The sequence below is a fragment of the Planktothrix tepida PCC 9214 genome (genome assembly GCF_900009145.1).
GTDB classification, from domain to species: Bacteria; Cyanobacteriota; Cyanobacteriia; order Cyanobacteriales; family Microcoleaceae; genus Planktothrix; species Planktothrix tepida.
Map to the genome: position 1 here is coordinate 325,449 of NZ_LN889796.1, position 16,606 is coordinate 342,054.

The following is a 16,606-nucleotide window of genomic DNA, read 5'->3' on the forward strand; positions in this document are numbered from 1 at the left end:
AACAATTTAAGTTTTGTAATTCGTAATTCTTAATTCGTAATTCCCTATTCCCTCTCCTAAAAAATATTAACAAACCGAAATAATCCCAAGAAATTGTTAATCGGACTTAAGGAATTTAACACTGTTCCTAAACCATCTCGGAAGGAAGCCCCCCCCGACCGACCGACAACAATAACATCATTATTTCTCAGCTTAGGATTCGTTTCTTCGTTTACTTGCGCCGATAAATTAATCGGAATTGGTCGTCGAGAAACTGTTCCATTGGGATGTAAGCGAATTAACTCCACCTCTTTCTTATTAGCACGAGATTCATTAAATCCCCCCGCCTCCACCAGCGCTTGATTCAGGGATGTATTCGGAGCAACACTTTTCGCCCCTGGAGAGACCACTTCACCCACAATACTAATTTTTAGCGTATCAGGAGAAAAACTCGCGGCGGCTACTTCTGCATTTTCTTCCGTTTCAGCCGTTGTCGCCGTGGGCACAATAATTGTATCTCCCTGTTGTAACATCGCATCTTGAGTGACATCTCCTTCCTGTAAAAGTTTCCACAGGTCAACCTGAATGTGTTGTTCTGTTCCCGTCCGGGTCAGACGTCTTACCTGAATATTTCTAATATCCGCTTGGGACGTAATTCCCCCCGCCACTTTCAAGGCTTGTGTTACAGTCAATATTCCCCCACTGGCCGTTGAAACAACACCTTCAGTTAATTGACCCGGTTCTGGGGAAACTTGGGGAATGGGTTCAGCCCTTAAGGTATGGGTTCCAGGGCGATTAACCGCCCCAACAACCGCTACATTAATCGGTTGATTGTTATTACTGGCAAAATTAGCCGTAACTAATTGGGAAGATTCCAGCGCATTGTGTTCTGTGGCGGTGGGAATATATATCGTGTCACCATCGCGCAAAGTAATATCCTGGCGTAAATCCCCCGTTTGTACCAATTCCCATAAATCCAAATTCAGAATTTTTTCTCCCCCATTTCCCAGAGAACGACGAATTTTCACCTGTCGAACATCCGCCGAGGCGGTAATTCCTCCGGCCATTTGCAAAACACGGGTAATGGTTGGTAAACGCCCCCCCATCTTCTGCACTTCTGGAGTCGCCATTAAGGAATTGTTCGTAGAGACGCGCCATGGCGCGTCTGTACTCGCAGACAACATATAAGACCCCGGACGTTGAACCTCTCCAGTCACAGCAATTTGTAGAGGACGGGCTGCGAGTAATTGCACCGTTAATAAAGGTCGTTGTAAATATTCCCCGTAGCGTTGTTGAACAATGGCGGTTACTTGGTCTAAGGTGAGCCCTTTCACCACCAAATTCCCAATTAAGGGCAAATTTACAGAACCATCAATTCCAACTTGATGCTGACCATTATTGCCACTATATTCAGGAACATTAAAAATATCCAGTTGGAGCAAATCTCCTGGCCCTAGGGTATAACCTTGGCTATCTTCAACGGGGAAATTTCCGGTTGATGGAGGAACCTGTATCGCTTGAGAAAAGGGCGATTGAGCCTGGGTTGTTGATGAATGTCCAACGATGACCGCAACGGTCACGAAAAACCCCCATAGGGTTAATTTGGGTTTTGAAAATAGAATTTTTGCCATTGAATCCAAATATTATGCGTAGTAAGCCCTTTAGGGCTTTTCCCCCATCTTTTGTATTCAGCCCTGAAGGGCTTACTACAAGAATTAACAAATCACCCTGACACTAAACCTGATTTTAACCGATAATTTTTATCGTTGTTTTTGTTAAAAAACTTCTCATGAATCAATTACAAGCGGATGTTTTAGTGGTTGGGGGAGGAACAGGGGGAACTGCGGCAGCATTACAAGCCGCTCGTCGAGGGGCAAAGACGATTTTAGTCAGTCAATGGTCAATGTTAGGAGGAATGTTAACATCTGGGGGAGTTCCAGCGCCGGATGGTAATGAATTAGTAGCATTTCAAACGGGAATTTGGGGGGCATTTCTCCGGGAATTAAACCAGCGTCAACCGGGAGGATTAGATTATGCTTGGGTGAGTTTCTTTACTTATCATCCCAAAATAGGAGCTAATATTTTAGCAGATTGGGTGAAAGCAGAACCTAATTTATTATGGATTTCAGGACAGTACCCTTTAGAAGTTGTTAAACAAGAAAATTCTATTACAGAGGTTCGATTTCAATCTTATATAATTAAAGCGAAAATCATCTTAGATGCAACAGAATTAGGCGACCTTTTAGAACTCGCTGAAATTCCCTATCGTTGGGGATGGGAATTACAAACTCAATGGCAAGAACCCAGCGCTCCTCTAGGAGAATTCCCCATCATCAAAAATACCCCTATTCAAGCTCCTACCTGGGTGTTTATGATGCAGGATTTTGGAGAAAATCAAATCGCCCCAGAAATTCCAGCACCTCCAATTGAGACTCCAGAATTATTTACAAATGCTTGGAAAAATTACGGTGCAGAATCGTTTCTCAACTATGGGAAACTTCCGGGTGAACGATTTATGATTAATTGGCCGATTCACGGAAATGATTATGATCAAAAATTAGATCGTTTAATCGGTTCCGAAACTGAACGGTTACAATTTTGGCAAGAAAGTTTTTGGCATAGTTTAAGTTTTGCCCGGTTTATTCAACAACAACTCGGACGACGTTATGGGTTAGCAACGGGAACTTTCCCCATAGAAAATCGACCTAATTTTAATACAAATCCAACTATTTTATCCGCTTTTGCTTTACATCCTTATTATCGAGAAAGCCGTCGAGTTCAAGGATTAACTACCATTCGAGAACAGGATATTTTACCGACTGACAAGGGTTATACGGCTTTATTACCCATCAATGAAAGGGGAGAATGTGAAGCGATCGCTATTGGAAATTATGCTAATGATCATCATTATACCACTTTTGAATGGCTTGTAAAACCTAAAAGTTTACGTTGGGGAGGACGTTGGACAGGAACTCCTTTTACTATTCCCTATCGAGCGTTAATTCCTATTAGTGTTGATAATTTATTCGTCTGTGAAAAAAATATTTCTGTTTCCCATATTGCTAACGGTGCGACTCGTTTACAACCTGTGGTATTAGGAATAGGACAGGCGACAGGAATGGCAGCAGCGTTATGTATTGAACAAGGAATAAAACCCCATGAATTATCGGTTAGAACGTTACAAAATGCTTTGCTAACTGATAGAATTGCTCCGCAAGCGGTGATTCCTTTATTTAATTTAACTCCCGATCACCCTGATTGGTTAAAGTGGCAATATTATTATTTAGATCACCCTGAATTATATCCGATTGATGCTAATTGTCCCGCATTTGGAATTTCTTCCTATCCTTCTCCGAATAGTCAGCCTTTTTCAGGTGTTTTTCAGCGTCAACAGGATCAAGATTATACCTTTACCCTAACTCAAGGAAAATTTACAGGTCAAACGGCAAAATTAGTCACGTTACACCCAGAAATTAACGAACAATTACAAAACCTTATTAGTCCCTCAACCTTAACGCTTTACGGACGATTCAATCTTTCAGGAAATTGGTTAATTGTAGAAACCTTGAATTCCATTCAAAACCCTTAAAAGCGGTTTTCTGAAAGTTAATTGATGTCAGTTTATTGATCAGACTGATTTCTAACTTTTACACCCGTTAAAAAAGGGTTAATACCCGGATTAAATCAGGAGAAGTCAAAAACGTTTTCCGACTAATCCTGATCTAAAGACTCAGGGTTTGTATACAGAAGTGGATAGACTTAAACGGACACTCTATTATGCAAACCTATACATCTTTAGTTTTATCAGTTTCTTTATTGATTGGTCTGACAACTAACGCTTTAGCTGTTAATCCTAGTGCCCATCAATTATCAGATATTCTAACTGACCAACAATTACTTTCCGCCCGCACCCGACTCAATGGCCCCTATGAACCCGACCGAGGTGGTGGACGTCGGGATTTCATGGATACGACCCATTCTAATGATGTGAATGCTCAACTTTAATTAAGGCTTAAAAATCAATAAAAACCACGCCATCAGAAGCCCGGTTTCTTGAAGAAATCGGGTTTCTATAATTGTTTAAAAAAAACTAAACCACTATAAAGATGAAAGGCATTATCCCAAAGACTTTCCGATTTACGAGGTACATCAATATAAGGGATAAGACGGCCTAGAAGTTGAGTATAATCTAAGGTGGTTTCTGCAAAAGGCGTAAATTCTGACCACAGTTGAGTCTGGGTTAAAGATTGATTTAACTGTTCAGTTAACAAATTCCAGTTAATGCGAGTGGTGTTTTGGCTTTGGGGAAGGGCTTGAGTTTCCTGAGAAAATTGACTAAAATCTATTCCGTCTTGAAAATTATAACTGTGATCACAAAATCTTAAAATACAACGTCGTTTTGGTAAATGTAAATCCAAAATTTGAGCATAATCTTGAGTCATTTCTTTATGCCGAAATCGATCTGATTTTCGACGACGTGGATCATAATCAAACATTTCTATAAATAACGGTAATACTCCTTCAACCCGTTGACTAACTTCTTGCCAACTAAACGTCAGAGAACCCAATTGATCCTGTTCATTTTGACAAATAATTGTCGGTTGTGGCGATAAAGATTGCAGGGATTGAACCCGAAATACATGAAGATTTTGAATCTCTGTTAAGGCGACCCAAAACACAGGAATTCCCGCCTCTAACATTTCTTGACCATAGACTTTTAATTCTCCCATTTCCCCTGTTTTATACAGTCGCCAACCCCGACTTTGTAGCTGCATTCGGGCGGTATAGGGATCGGTTTTTAACATTCGGGCAAGGGTTTTGGCGGCATTTTGCTTTTGTTCGGGGGCCAGAGGTTCTAAAATTAAAACACCGGGTTCAGTATTACTCGGATCAGCTTTAGCGTCAACAATGGCCTGTTGGCGTCGATTTTGTTCAATGGTTTCAATTCGTTGTAATCCCTGACGCGCCTGGGCAACGATTTTAGGGTTAGTGGCATCCTTCAATAATTTTCGATAAACCTTTTCCGCCGTTTCCAGTTTATCTGTGCCTTCATACCAACGCCCCGCATACAATTTTACCCAAGGATTTTGGGGTACTTGCTGTTGCAGTTGCTTTAAGAGTTTTGCGGCTTGGCGGTAGTCCTGACGGTCTAGGGCTTCTGCCACTTGTTCAAGTTCTATCATTGGTTTTACCCTATTGCCCTACTGTTATTGTGCCATTTTCTGAAAAACCCGGTTTCTTTGGCTTCCCCTGAACCTGAAATTAATGGATTGATTCAGAAACCGGGTTTTTGTTTTGATAATAAAATCACCTCCCCGTGATTAACAGGAAGGTGAAAAAATAAGGAGGGTTAAATCCGCTTATTTGGGGCAAACAGCAATATTATTGGCGTTGAGAACAATTGTTCCGGCTGGTTTTTGTTGAATTAAGATCGGGTTGCCTGTATCAGTTTTGATGAGTAAAGGACTTAAACCCAGACATCCTTGAATCGCTTCTCCCCATTCTTCGACTTTGCGGGTATATTCAGCCCGAATCCGGGGAACATCATCTAAGGTAATACCATTGGGGATGGGAGGTAAATTAGGGATAAACACCGTATCGGTAATCACCGCGTCACTGGTAATGCTTTTATCAACGCCTAATTCATAGATAATCGGATATTTGAATGCAGAAGGTAAGGTTCTATCCGGTAACGCTAAATCAGGTAAAGTTTCATAGATAGGGGGATCAACCCGTCCGGTATCGGGATCTTTGGGTTGATATTTATAGTCAAAGTCAGAGGGAACCACAGGTACCCCAATCGGATTTTGAGCCACAGCAGGTAATTGTGAACCTACTGCGATTAGGGCGCATAACCCACCAAGCAGTTTAGACTTCATTGTTTTCATCTCCTCAATCTCACCAGCGTGAATTATCTAACACCAAAGCAATCGCTTTTTGAGTTGGACTGGGTTTCTATCTTAGATCACTAAGATAGAGTTACTTGGCAACTCTATCAAATTTTACTCTCTATATCAAGGGAGATGGGGGACAAGCAGGCCACCTATGAACCCGGTGTTCGGGAAGAGGGGGCGGAGAATCAAGTACAATGAATAGAACAAAGGATTACCACATCAACGGGAACACAATATTCATGGATGGGTTTGAAGGTGTAACGATTCCCTTACCGCCAGAGGGATATAAATCGGGATTTATCGGGATTATTGGTCGTCCGAATGTCGGGAAATCAACCTTAATGAATCAGATGGTGGGTCAAAAAATCGCCATCACGTCCCCTGTTGCTCAAACGACACGCAACCGTTTGCGCGGAATTCTCACCACTCCCGACGCTCAAATTATTTTTGTTGATACCCCTGGAATTCATAAACCCCATCATCAATTGGGTAAGGTTTTAGTTCAAAATGCTAAATTAGCGATTCAGTCTGTTGATGTTTTATTATTTGTCGTTGATAGTTCGGTGGATGCGGGCGGAGGCGATCGCTATATTGTAGAATTACTTGAACACGTCCAGGTTCCGGTAATTCTGGGACTCAATAAACAAGATCAACAACCTTCCGATTATCAATATCTTGATCAAACCTATCAACAACTCGCCCAACCTTATCAATGGCCGATTGCTAAATTTTCTGCTTTAACCGGGGAAGGTGTTGATAATTTACAACGGTTATTAATTGATCGTTTAGAACCTGGCCCCTATTATTATCCCCCTGATTTAGTGACGGATCAACCTGAACGTTTCATTATTGGGGAATTGATTCGAGAACAAATTTTATACAATACCCGCGAAGAAGTCCCCCATTCTGTTGCGATTTCCGTTGACCGTGTGGAGGAAGATCCTAAAATTACTCGAATTTTAGCGACCATTCATGTTGAGCGACCTTCCCAAAAAGGAATTTTAATTGGTCATCAGGGAAGTATGCTTAAAACCATTGGAAGTGATGCGCGTCAACAAATTCAAAAGTTAATTGACGGAAAAGTCTATTTAGAATTGTTTGTGAAAGTTCAACCGAAATGGCGACAGTCCCGCAGTCAGTTAGCGGATTTAGGGTATCAAGTTGAACAATAATAAGGTGGGTCTGAAGAAAGTTGATTCGTATTTATACTTAAAATTTGAGCAATCTCAATGTATCTCAGGAGTGCAGCAGAAATTGACTCCGTATTTATACTGAGGAAAAACTGGGGATTTTCCGCGTTTTCTGGGTCATCAGGAAAGGAGAGAAGTGGGGACATGAGGCTGTCTTCAGGCTTGAGCGTGTCATTGATTTAGAGAACTTATCAAATCTAAAAGTAATTCAAACCATTACAGGGTAGGCGTTTTCCAGGTTTGGGGTTCATAATAAGCAAATACAAGCAACACAAAAACTATCGTTTCTGGAGACTTAGTAAAAATGAATACAGACGTAACCTACGGATTATTACTGGCTCTGATTAATGGCATGATTTGTCTGTTCTTACCTGCAATTGTGTCTTATCTCCAACGTCAACGCCAGAATAATGATCAGTCATCTGTCATGACTCAGCAGCAAAACTAATGAATTTTGACTACTCTAAGTTGCGACAACCTATCGCTGTTCAAAACTCATGGGGAAATTTCAGGGCTGAAACTGTTGTCTGTTGAGGGTTTGAACTCTGTTGGTTATCTTTTGAGGTTGGCGCAACTTTTGAAAGCAATACTATATAAGGCTTTCATCGTTTTTTGGTTTTTCCTTATTGTCAAGTCGATGGCTGAAATGGTATATTCAGATCAAGTTGGCGCGATCGCACCTCGAAAACTATATAAATTAACGGTTTCAGGAGCCTGCGGGTTATAATAACCACTAATCCCTTTCAGGGATTGAAATAATGCTGACTCTTACGACGAAGACAGCTATCAAGGTTATAATAACCACTAATCCCTTTCAGGGATTGAAATCTTGACTGCCGATGTGGCATCTGGGTAAAATTTGGTTATAATAACCACTAATCCCTTTCAGGGATTGAAATTATCAGCCCGTGATCATACTGTTCGAACAGGTGAGCGGTTATAATAACCACTAATCCCTTTCAGGGATTGAAAATTGCCCGATTATCATCACTCTGAATCTGCCCAACGGTTATAATAACCACTAATCCCTTTCAGGGATTGAAAAGGGACTTAGGATTTCTGAGTCGGCGCGGCTTAATTAGCAAGGTTATAATAACCACTAATCCCTTTCAGGGATTGAAAAGCATCTCTGCTTTAGTGACTCCCCGGTGTGCGAGGGGTTATAATAACCACTAATCCCTTTCAGGGATTGAAAAGACATTAACAACTTTTGGGGATTAATAGAGGAGACGGTTATAATAACCACTAATCCCTTTCAGGGATTGAAAACACTTTATCTGAAGGCGTAAACCTTCCCTGCCCTTGTAAGATTGAGGTTATAATAACCACTAATCCCTTTCAGGGATTGAAAACACTTTATCCTTGCCTTCTAGCAGGTAGTGTCCCGGGTTATAATAACCACTAATCCCTTTCAGGGATTGAAAACTAAACACTTGAGAAGAAGCAGCTTTTTCCCTGGAGGTTATAATAACCACTAATCCCTTTCAGGGATTGAAAATGACTTATCAATTGGAATTCAGTCAACTATCCCTTTGGTTATAATAACCACTAATCCCTTTCAGGGATTGAAAATGTCAGCTTGTCAGAGAGATGAAAGGGGTATTTAGGGTTATAATAACCACTAATCCCTTTCAGGGATTGAAAAATAAATTATCTAAATCTGAAGAGAAACTCTTGTTGTTATAATAACCACTAATCCCTTTCAGGGATTGAAAACCAGATGCTTGTACCTCTTAAAAGACTATTTTGAGGGTTATAATAACCACTAATCCCTTTCAGGGATTGAAACTTTAGTTAGGGTGCGTGTTTTCTGGGTTTCGGACGTTATAATAACCACTAATCCCTTTCAGGGATTGAAACTTTTAAACACGTGCAAAGTGGTACAAGTTTGCAAAGTTATAATAACCACTAATCCCTTTCAGGGATTGAAACGTAGAATTGTTGATAACACAGGAGGCTCCTTTGCGGTTATAATAACCACTAATCCCTTTCAGGGATTGAAACTGCTAAAGGGATTTTAAAATTTGCTGAACAATTATCAGGGGTTATAATAACCACTAATCCCTTTCAGGGATTGAAACAAGATCAACCTGATGAAGATGATGAAGATGAAGATGTTATAATAACCACTAATCCCTTTCAGGGATTGAAACTCTGGGGTGACAAACCTAATATTTCGGAGATGGTTATAATAACCACTAATCCCTTTCAGGGATTGAAACTTTATTAGCTAGGTATTCAACTCTTTGTTTAATGTTATAATAACCACTAATCCCTTTCAGGGATTGAAACACCAAGTTGTAGTCCTAAAAATATCGAATTAGGTGGGTTATAATAACCACTAATCCCTTTCAGGGATTGAAACCTAGAATAAATAAGTCCTCAGCATTATTTATTGTAAGCAATTTTGTTCCTAGAAGGTTGATCTGCTTCCGGGTCTGCCTCTTGGCCAAAATCGAACCGCAAAGGAAACTAACGCCATTGCTTGGTTAAGTTGTTGCAGTTGTCGTTGAAGTTGCTTATAATTTTGCCTGAGTTGAACACTTCCCTGTTGTCCATAATCAATAAAATTCGGTGCTCTTTCTAAAACAAATCGGGTGTTACGCTCCATTAAAATTAACCGTTTATCTAAACGATTAATCATTAAAGTAAAGAGCCAGATTTTTCGAGCGATATACAAACAGACTAAAGAAATTAAAATATTGATGATAATAACGGTAATCAGCATTCTGATACTTTGATCCTAATCAAGGATTGTATGATCTGATTCTATCCTACTAACACCCCCTCGAATTAGAAATATTATGTTCAATTTATAAATATTTGAAACAATTTAAAAGCCAGTTGTCAGCTAGAAATAAAGCTGAAACTGGGATTAGAATTTGCTTGATACCAATACTTGTATTGGCTATATTAAAGAGATTGAGGAAGTAGAAAGGAAAAACCCCTCAAAATGTTAACACTTTAAGGGGTTTTATGGAGTGCCAGGAGGCGGACTTGAACCGCCGACACGAGGATTTTCAGTCCTCTGCTCTACCGACTGAGCTATCCCGGCTTGTTTTTCACTTTTATTAATCTAGCAAATCTAATCGCGTTTGGCAACCCCCTGAAGAGAAATTTTTTGATACAGTGAATGAGACAGCAGATGGGATAGCAGCATGAGGCACAAAAAACCCCCTGTAGAGCTCATTGGGGTCAGCTTAATTTGGCTTTTGGTGGCGGTGAGCGATCGCATCTGGTTTAGGATGGATCGTTCGGTGCCCGCTTGGGATCAAGCCGATTATCTCAATAGTGCCCTAGATTATTGGCGAGTGTGGCAACATCCCCAATGGTTTTCCGGGGACTGGTGGACTCAGATGTGGATGCTGTCACCGAAAATCCCACCTTTAACCTATTTATTAACGATTCCCTTTCAAAATTTATTAGGATTAGGATCGGATCAAACCAATGCAGTTCATTTATTATTTAGTGCAATTTTATTCGCTTCGGTTTATGCTTTAGGAACCCGCTTATTTAACCCAAATGTGGGATTTTGGGCAACAGTTTTATGCGCGATTTTCCCCGGACTTTATCACCATCGCTTACAATTTCTATTAGATTATCCGTTAACCGCAATGGTGACGTTAAGTTTTTATGGCTTAACGCTGTGGTGGTTTTCTAAATCTAATCAATCTTGGCGATTTTCGATTGGATTTGGGTTAACCTTTGGACTGGCTCTTTTAACCAAACAAACCGCCTTATTTTTCCTATTTATTCCTTTATTATGGATAACAGCGACAATTTTTAAACAGCGTCAATGGCAACGTTTTTTACAATTAGCGATCGCGTTATTATTATCAATCGCCGTTATTTTCCCTTGGGCGAGAACTAATTGGTTATTAATGTTAACCTCTGGAAAAAGAGCAACCATTGATTCTGCGATCGCAGAAGGCGATCCAGCGTTAACCAGTTTAGACGCTTGGACTTATTATTTTAAATTACTTCCGGCTCATCTTTCCTGGCCGTTATTAATTATCCCGATTATAGGATTATTATTCTATATTATCAAACATTATTCTTTGTCTGCAAATCAACAACATCATCCCTTTTCCCACTTTCCTAAATTAGACTTAAACTGGATATCCTTAAACTGGTTAGCTATATTTTGGTTTGGGGGATATTTTATTTCTACCTTAAATATTAATAAGGATTTTCGGTATACTTTACCCTTGCTTCCGGTTTTAGCGATTATTTTAGCTTATTTTTTAACCTTATTTCCGCAACGATGGGGACGACAAATTCGCTGGTTTACGGTTAGTTTAGGCATAATATTAATGATTTTTAATTTATGGCCCATCGGCAGTTATCCAGTTAGACAAGTTATGAGAACTTTAAACCCTGGAAATGAACATCATGTTTATTTAGGAAAGCCTTGGCCGAATGAACAAGTGATTGCAGAAATTATTCAATCTCAACCTTATTTAAAAGCTAATTTAGGGGTATTACCTTCAACGCCAGAAATTAATCAGCATAATTTAAACTATTATGGTTCGTTACAAGATTCTCAAGTTTACGCCAGACAAGTAGGAACCCAGAAAAAAAACGTTTTACAAGATGTGCGGTCATTGTCTTGGTTTGTTACTAAAACTGGACAACAAGGTTCAGTAGATAGGGTTCAGGATGCTCAACAAATGACCATGCAAACTTTAGAAACCAGTCCAGAATTTAACTTAAAAAAACAATGGCTATTACCCGATAATAGTTTTTTAAATTTATATCAAAGAATCATTCCGTTTGTCAAAGTTGACCCCCTGAAACAATCCTTATCTAAAGTACAGCTAAAACAAATTTTAATTCCTAAACAAGCACCCCCAGGGATTGCGGTTCCTGTGACTTATCAATGGCAAGGATCATTACAACAATTGCAGGAAGGAATAGTAATTTTAACCTGGAAATTGACCCTTCCTCAAAAAGAAGGTTTATCCTCTTGGATTCATGATCATGGTATTGGTATGGGAGAATTATATGGTCATTCATCAAATCAGAGTTATCAAGTGACAGAACAGATGGCGATGCTTCCTCCAGTTAATCTTATCCCTGGAAATTATCAATTAGAAGCTACTTATTTAAACCGAAAAACAGGTGAAACTTATAAAATAGAATCTCCTAATATTACCTTAAATATTAATCCTAAAGCTCCTCCAATAACAGCACCAGAATTAGATTTAGTGACGCAGTTAAGAATATTATCAGTGAATTTACCTCAAGGAATAAAAGGGTTAGATCCGATTTTTGCCGAGGTGGGACGGATTAATCAATATGATCCGACTCAAGATTATACCCATCAAGCGGAAATAGCGTTAGAATATCGATTAAAACAAGAACCATTCCGTTTAGATTTAGCGTATAATTTAGGGTTAGCAAATGTTTTACAACAGGATGCAAAAGGAGCGATCACCGCTTTAAAACAAGTCACTCAACTAGACAGTAAAAACCCCAATGCTCATGCTTATTTAGCATTTGTTTATCTGTATAATTTACAGCCAAAATTAGCAGAACAGGCGTTAAAACCTGCCTTAGAGTTAAAACCCAATCAACCGGAATTTAAAGCTTTATTAGGGGTTGCTCAATTGATGCAGGGTAATATTATTTCAGCTTGGCAAAATTTACAAGCTTTGAAGTAAATTAACAGTTAGAGGGAAGGTACAGCAGATGGACAGTTAGAACTTCCACCGGAAATCCGTTCTAAGTTGCACCCAGGAGATGAGTTTGTCCTGTGGGAAGAAGAAGATATTATTATTTTAAAAAAGGTTAAAAAGCCTTTATTAAATGAGTTTATTGAACATCAAAAAACTGTTGATTTAGAGGGATCTTTAAGTTTTTTTGAAATTGCAGATCGTCTCTCTAAACTGAATGAAATTGATCCAATTTCTGAGGAAGAAATTCAAGAGGAAATTCAAGCTTATAAGCAAGAAAAGCGAAACTTGGCTTAAGTTTATGCGAATTATTTTAGATACTAATACTGTAATTTCTGAGCTTTTTTGGCGAGGTAAGCCTTTCCAGGTTCTCTAATGAATATTAGAGAAAAAATCCCAATTCCTATTGTAAGTGCTGGTGAGTTTTTAGATATTTTAGCAGATTCTACCAGCTAATAAAGTTTGGCGTTGTTATAATATTAGATTAGGGGGTGCGTGTGCTAGGCTTACGCACCCTACAGAAATCGCTAATCTAAGATAGCACCCCGTTGTTTGAGGTTGAGTTTTGCTTCAGGAGACAGTCCCACAACCCCTAAAAATTTAGCATTTTCCACAATAGAATCGGTGAGATAAATACCGCTTAAATTAGAGCCACTTAAATCAGCAAACGATAAATTTGCCCCTGTTAAATTTGCTCCAATTAAGTTAGCATCTCTCAAATCGGTATAACTCAAATCCCGTTCAATTCCACCTTCGGTGACAATTTCCTGAACCAGACGCCATTTCTCACTCAGTTCGGTGGTTTCATCAATTAAAGTGCCACTTAAATTCGCACCTCTGAGATCCGCACCAGTCAGAATAGCACCCTTAAGATCTGCACCAATTAAATTAACTCCTGTGAGATTAGAATTCGTCAAAGTGGCACGGGTGAGATTGGCATTAATTAATTTAACATTCGTGAGATTAGCTCCTGTTAAATTCGCGCCAATCAATTTAGTATAGATTAAGTTAGCTCCACTTAAATAGGTATTAACTAAATGGCTACGATTGAGATAAGCACCGACTAATTTAGCCCCATTGAGATAAGCACGGCTGAGATCTGATCCGCTTAAATCCGCACCACTTAAATTAGCATTAATTAAGTTGACTCCCGTTAAATCGGCTTCACTCAAATCTGCTCCCTGTAAGTCGGCATTAATGAGATTTGCACCACTTAAATCGACGCTACTCAAATCAACACCATTGAGTTGAACCCCAATTAAGATAGCACCTCGAAAATCCCTTTCCCCGTGAGTATATTTTTCAACTAATTGTTTAATGTCCATTCTCTAATATTTTGTTTAATTCGTGTTAGTCTGACTAGAAACTGAAGTCGGTACTGATGCCAATATCCCCTTATGGATCACAGGACTGTAATTTCTTTCGAGCCCGACGAGCAGAACGCAATAATTTAACCCGGTAAGGATCGGCATCGGTACGCCAGTAGACACGATAACCCCTGATTTCAGCACAATGATCTTCTAAACATTTTAACCAACCCAGGCGCGTCCGAATCAAACGAAAGTTATCCAACAGTCCCCATTTTTCTTCTTGGTCACTAAGTCTAACCAACTGTTGATAGTGGGGATACTCCGGCGTGACTAAGGTTTCTTTGCGATGCAATATGGGGGGATTGGGGCCATCATAGGCTTGATAGCTCACCTGAAGATCCCGCAAGTCAATTTGCATACAAGTGCTCAGAGTCGGATGAGGTTCAAGATCAAAATCGGGGGAAAATAAATAAGAAATTTTGGGGGTTTTGATATGAAACTTAATTAAGTTTGCACCTTCGGGACGACCTAGAGTTTGACTCGCGCATCCCTCATAGAGTCGCAGTAAAGGATCAAGTTTTTCCAGCGCTGAAATATGAATCCAGAGGGAATTGGCTCGTTTTTGACCGACCGCGCTATTTTGGCAATGGTTGGCAATAATTTTAGGATCACCAAGAGTATATAACATTAGATCAGCTAAATTACAAGATTTTTTATAACTACCGAATAAACCTTTTATATCATTTTTCATTTGTTCTGAAAGCTGAAACAGTTTAGGACGACGACCAAACCGACTTAAGGCAATATAAACCAGTAGATCTTGACGGCGTTTATGGGCGATTACATCCCATTCATCGGGATTTGTTGCTTGTAAAATTAGTTGAAATGCACGTTTCAGGCTGCCGAATTCTTGTTTAATCGGCTCTTCTTCTGGAAGTTCGGTTTCTACTGGTAAACGACCGCGATCGCTAACAAATTGAATCAAGGGTTGCAGTAAATCTTGATAATCTTCAAAGCGTTTAATATTTAACCGGACTTTGGGAGAAGTTAACCGCGAACGAAAGCGAGAGGCGCGAAATTTTTCAGCTTCTGTTTCATCCCGAAAAACAATATAAATTCCTAAATCTAAAGGAATTGCATCAACATTTAACACCTGATCAATATAAACTTTGAGTTCTTCCTGTTGATAATATTTCTGAAAGGTATTTCGACTGGTAATCACTCCATCTCCATAAACCATGATGCCTTTTTCTTGAGTATCGACTAATACTTGTGCTGCGATAATTAACACCTTTCGGGTTAAATTCCACGCCTGAATTAACGCTTCCCGTCGTTCCGTTTGACATTCAATCACGTTAATCACATACCCTAAATTAACAATATCTGATTCAACGCGAGGGGTCTGGGGAGAATAATAAGGATCCCATCCGGTGCTAATATATCCCTGTTCTGCTAATCGTTGAATATCTCCCCCATATCCACAGCCATAATCAAAAAAAGTAGTCTCTTGTTGAAAGAGTTCTGCTTCTATGGCTAAACGAACCGGACGGGATAAGGTTTTACGAGGAAGGGCAGCACGATGACGTTCAATTTTAGGGATGAAAGCTAAGGGATCATCGGAATTAATCGGAATTAAATGATCGCCCTGATCTCCAATTTTGATCACCTGATGATCTTGAATTTCTACCCCATGTTTATTTAAGTGTTGTTGCCATCCTTTGCGAGTTCCAATGGTTCGATAGAGACGTTGTTCTGATTGAATCAATTCTGCATCCAAAGCAGAGACGGATATTCGCCGAGGTTCTAATAATCCTAATTTTTCTTCAGTTTGAGTCAGTTGGGTGAATTTTTCATAATGGGGATAATCAGCACTCACAAAGGTTTCTTTTCGATGTAAAATCGGCGGATTATCACTATTAGAATAATCCATAAGATTCACTTGTCCGGTTTTGACATTAACTTGAAAACTGGCGGTTAAAGCTGGATGGGGATCTTGATCAAAGTCAGGATAAAACAAATAAGAAATAACCGGTTGATTGGTATGAAATTTGATAAGAGTAAAGGGTTTGAGCAAGGGTAAATAAAAACGGCTTAATTGTTCATAAACTCGTAACACAATATTTAAGTCACACAAAGCTGAACGATGAATATATAAGGCATTGGGAAGTTTTTTTCCCAAGGAACTTTGCTGACAAGATTGACTAATAAAAGTCGGGTTTTGCAGATTTAATAACAGTTGCTCAACAATCAGACAAGTTTGTTGGTAACTGCCAAAATAATTATAAATTTCTTGTTGAATTTCTGGAGAAAAAGTCTTAAAACAGTTCAGACGAGGCGGAACTTGTCGTTGCAGAGCTTGTAAAGCGAGAAACATCAGTAAATCATTCCCGACCCGGAGATCCCCGTTGGGAGAGTTTTGTTGAGTTAAAACCTCAGAGGCAGTAAGACATTCCCAAGAATAACTCTGGGGAGGAAAAACGAGATGATGACTACTACTCATTCGTCTGACCCCGATTAAAACGTAGCGGTTTATTCTGATTTTAAAGCAAGAAACAGGA

General features: G+C 39.5%; 12 protein-coding genes, 1 tRNA gene and 1 CRISPR repeat array. Of the genes, 6 read left to right on the forward strand and 7 right to left on the reverse strand.

What is annotated here, in order from left to right:
• Positions 1-56: 56 nt before the first annotated feature.
• A complete protein-coding gene (locus tag PL9214_RS12105) occupies positions 57-1,610 on the reverse strand; it encodes an SLBB domain-containing protein (RefSeq protein ID WP_072719057.1) in 1,554 nt (517 codons plus the stop codon).
• 158 nt (positions 1,611-1,768) lie between these two features.
• Between PL9214_RS12105 and PL9214_RS12110 the strand changes: the two genes are divergently transcribed.
• Positions 1,769-3,568, forward strand: coding sequence for an FAD-dependent oxidoreductase (locus PL9214_RS12110; RefSeq protein WP_072719058.1), 1,800 nt, complete (start codon positions 1,769-1,771; stop codon positions 3,566-3,568).
• 188 nt (positions 3,569-3,756) lie between these two features.
• Positions 3,757-3,984 (forward strand): heterocyst-inhibiting protein PatX, encoded by a 228-nt coding sequence (patX, locus tag PL9214_RS12115; protein ID WP_072719059.1) that lies wholly within the window; start codon positions 3,757-3,759, stop codon positions 3,982-3,984.
• A gap of 65 nt (positions 3,985-4,049) precedes the next feature.
• Here the strand turns inward: patX and PL9214_RS12120 are convergent, their stop codons facing one another.
• Together PL9214_RS12120 and PL9214_RS12125 are read right to left on the reverse strand one after the other, a co-directional pair.
• The gene (locus tag PL9214_RS12120; RefSeq protein WP_072719060.1) at positions 4,050-5,162 is read right to left on the reverse strand and encodes a tetratricopeptide repeat protein; all 1,113 of its coding nucleotides are present in this window, start codon (positions 5,160-5,162) and stop codon (positions 4,050-4,052) included.
• A 177-nt stretch (positions 5,163-5,339) separates the two neighbouring features.
• Positions 5,340-5,858 carry a hypothetical protein gene (locus tag PL9214_RS12125; RefSeq protein ID WP_072719133.1) on the reverse strand — a complete coding sequence of 173 codons (519 nt, stop codon included), beginning with the start codon at positions 5,856-5,858 and terminating at the stop codon, positions 5,340-5,342.
• A 254-nt stretch (positions 5,859-6,112) separates the two neighbouring features.
• Here PL9214_RS12125 and era point away from each other — a divergent pair, with 254 nt between their 5' ends.
• A complete protein-coding gene (era, locus tag PL9214_RS12130) occupies positions 6,113-7,045 on the forward strand; it encodes a GTPase Era (RefSeq protein ID WP_072719061.1) in 933 nt (310 codons plus the stop codon).
• A gap of 322 nt (positions 7,046-7,367) precedes the next feature.
• On the forward strand, positions 7,368-7,511 hold the full coding sequence (locus tag PL9214_RS31230) for a hypothetical protein (protein WP_186440347.1): 144 nt from the start codon (positions 7,368-7,370) through the stop codon (positions 7,509-7,511).
• 272 nt (positions 7,512-7,783) lie between these two features.
• Positions 7,784-9,428: a CRISPR direct-repeat array (repeat unit 37 nt; unit sequence GTTATAATAACCACTAATCCCTTTCAGGGATTGAAAC).
• 48 nt (positions 9,429-9,476) lie between these two features.
• On the opposite strand, the gene PL9214_RS12135 is transcribed toward PL9214_RS31230, so the two are convergent.
• Positions 9,477-9,791 carry a hypothetical protein gene (locus tag PL9214_RS12135; protein WP_072719062.1) on the reverse strand — a complete coding sequence of 105 codons (315 nt, stop codon included), beginning with the start codon at positions 9,789-9,791 and terminating at the stop codon, positions 9,477-9,479.
• A 254-nt stretch (positions 9,792-10,045) separates the two neighbouring features.
• Positions 10,046-10,118 (reverse strand) — tRNA-Phe (locus PL9214_RS12140).
• A gap of 103 nt (positions 10,119-10,221) precedes the next feature.
• Between PL9214_RS12140 and PL9214_RS12145 the strand changes: the two genes are divergently transcribed.
• Together PL9214_RS12145 and PL9214_RS12150 are read left to right on the forward strand one after the other, a co-directional pair.
• A complete protein-coding gene (locus PL9214_RS12145; protein ID WP_072719063.1) occupies positions 10,222-12,726 on the forward strand; it encodes a glycosyltransferase family 39 protein in 2,505 nt (834 codons plus the stop codon).
• A 66-nt stretch (positions 12,727-12,792) separates the two neighbouring features.
• Complete coding sequence (locus tag PL9214_RS12150; protein WP_072719064.1) at positions 12,793-13,035, forward strand: hypothetical protein; 243 nt, start codon at positions 12,793-12,795, stop codon at positions 13,033-13,035.
• A gap of 230 nt (positions 13,036-13,265) precedes the next feature.
• Here PL9214_RS12150 and PL9214_RS12155 read toward each other — a convergent pair whose 3' ends face one another.
• Positions 13,266-14,063: a pentapeptide repeat-containing protein gene (locus tag PL9214_RS12155; protein ID WP_072719065.1), complete on the reverse strand. Its 798-nt coding sequence runs from the start codon at positions 14,061-14,063 to the stop codon at positions 13,266-13,268.
• 70 nt (positions 14,064-14,133) lie between these two features.
• The gene (locus PL9214_RS12160) at positions 14,134-16,548 is read right to left on the reverse strand and encodes a DNA phosphorothioation-associated putative methyltransferase (protein ID WP_072719066.1); all 2,415 of its coding nucleotides are present in this window, start codon (positions 16,546-16,548) and stop codon (positions 14,134-14,136) included.
• Positions 16,549-16,606: the final 58 nt, after the last annotated feature.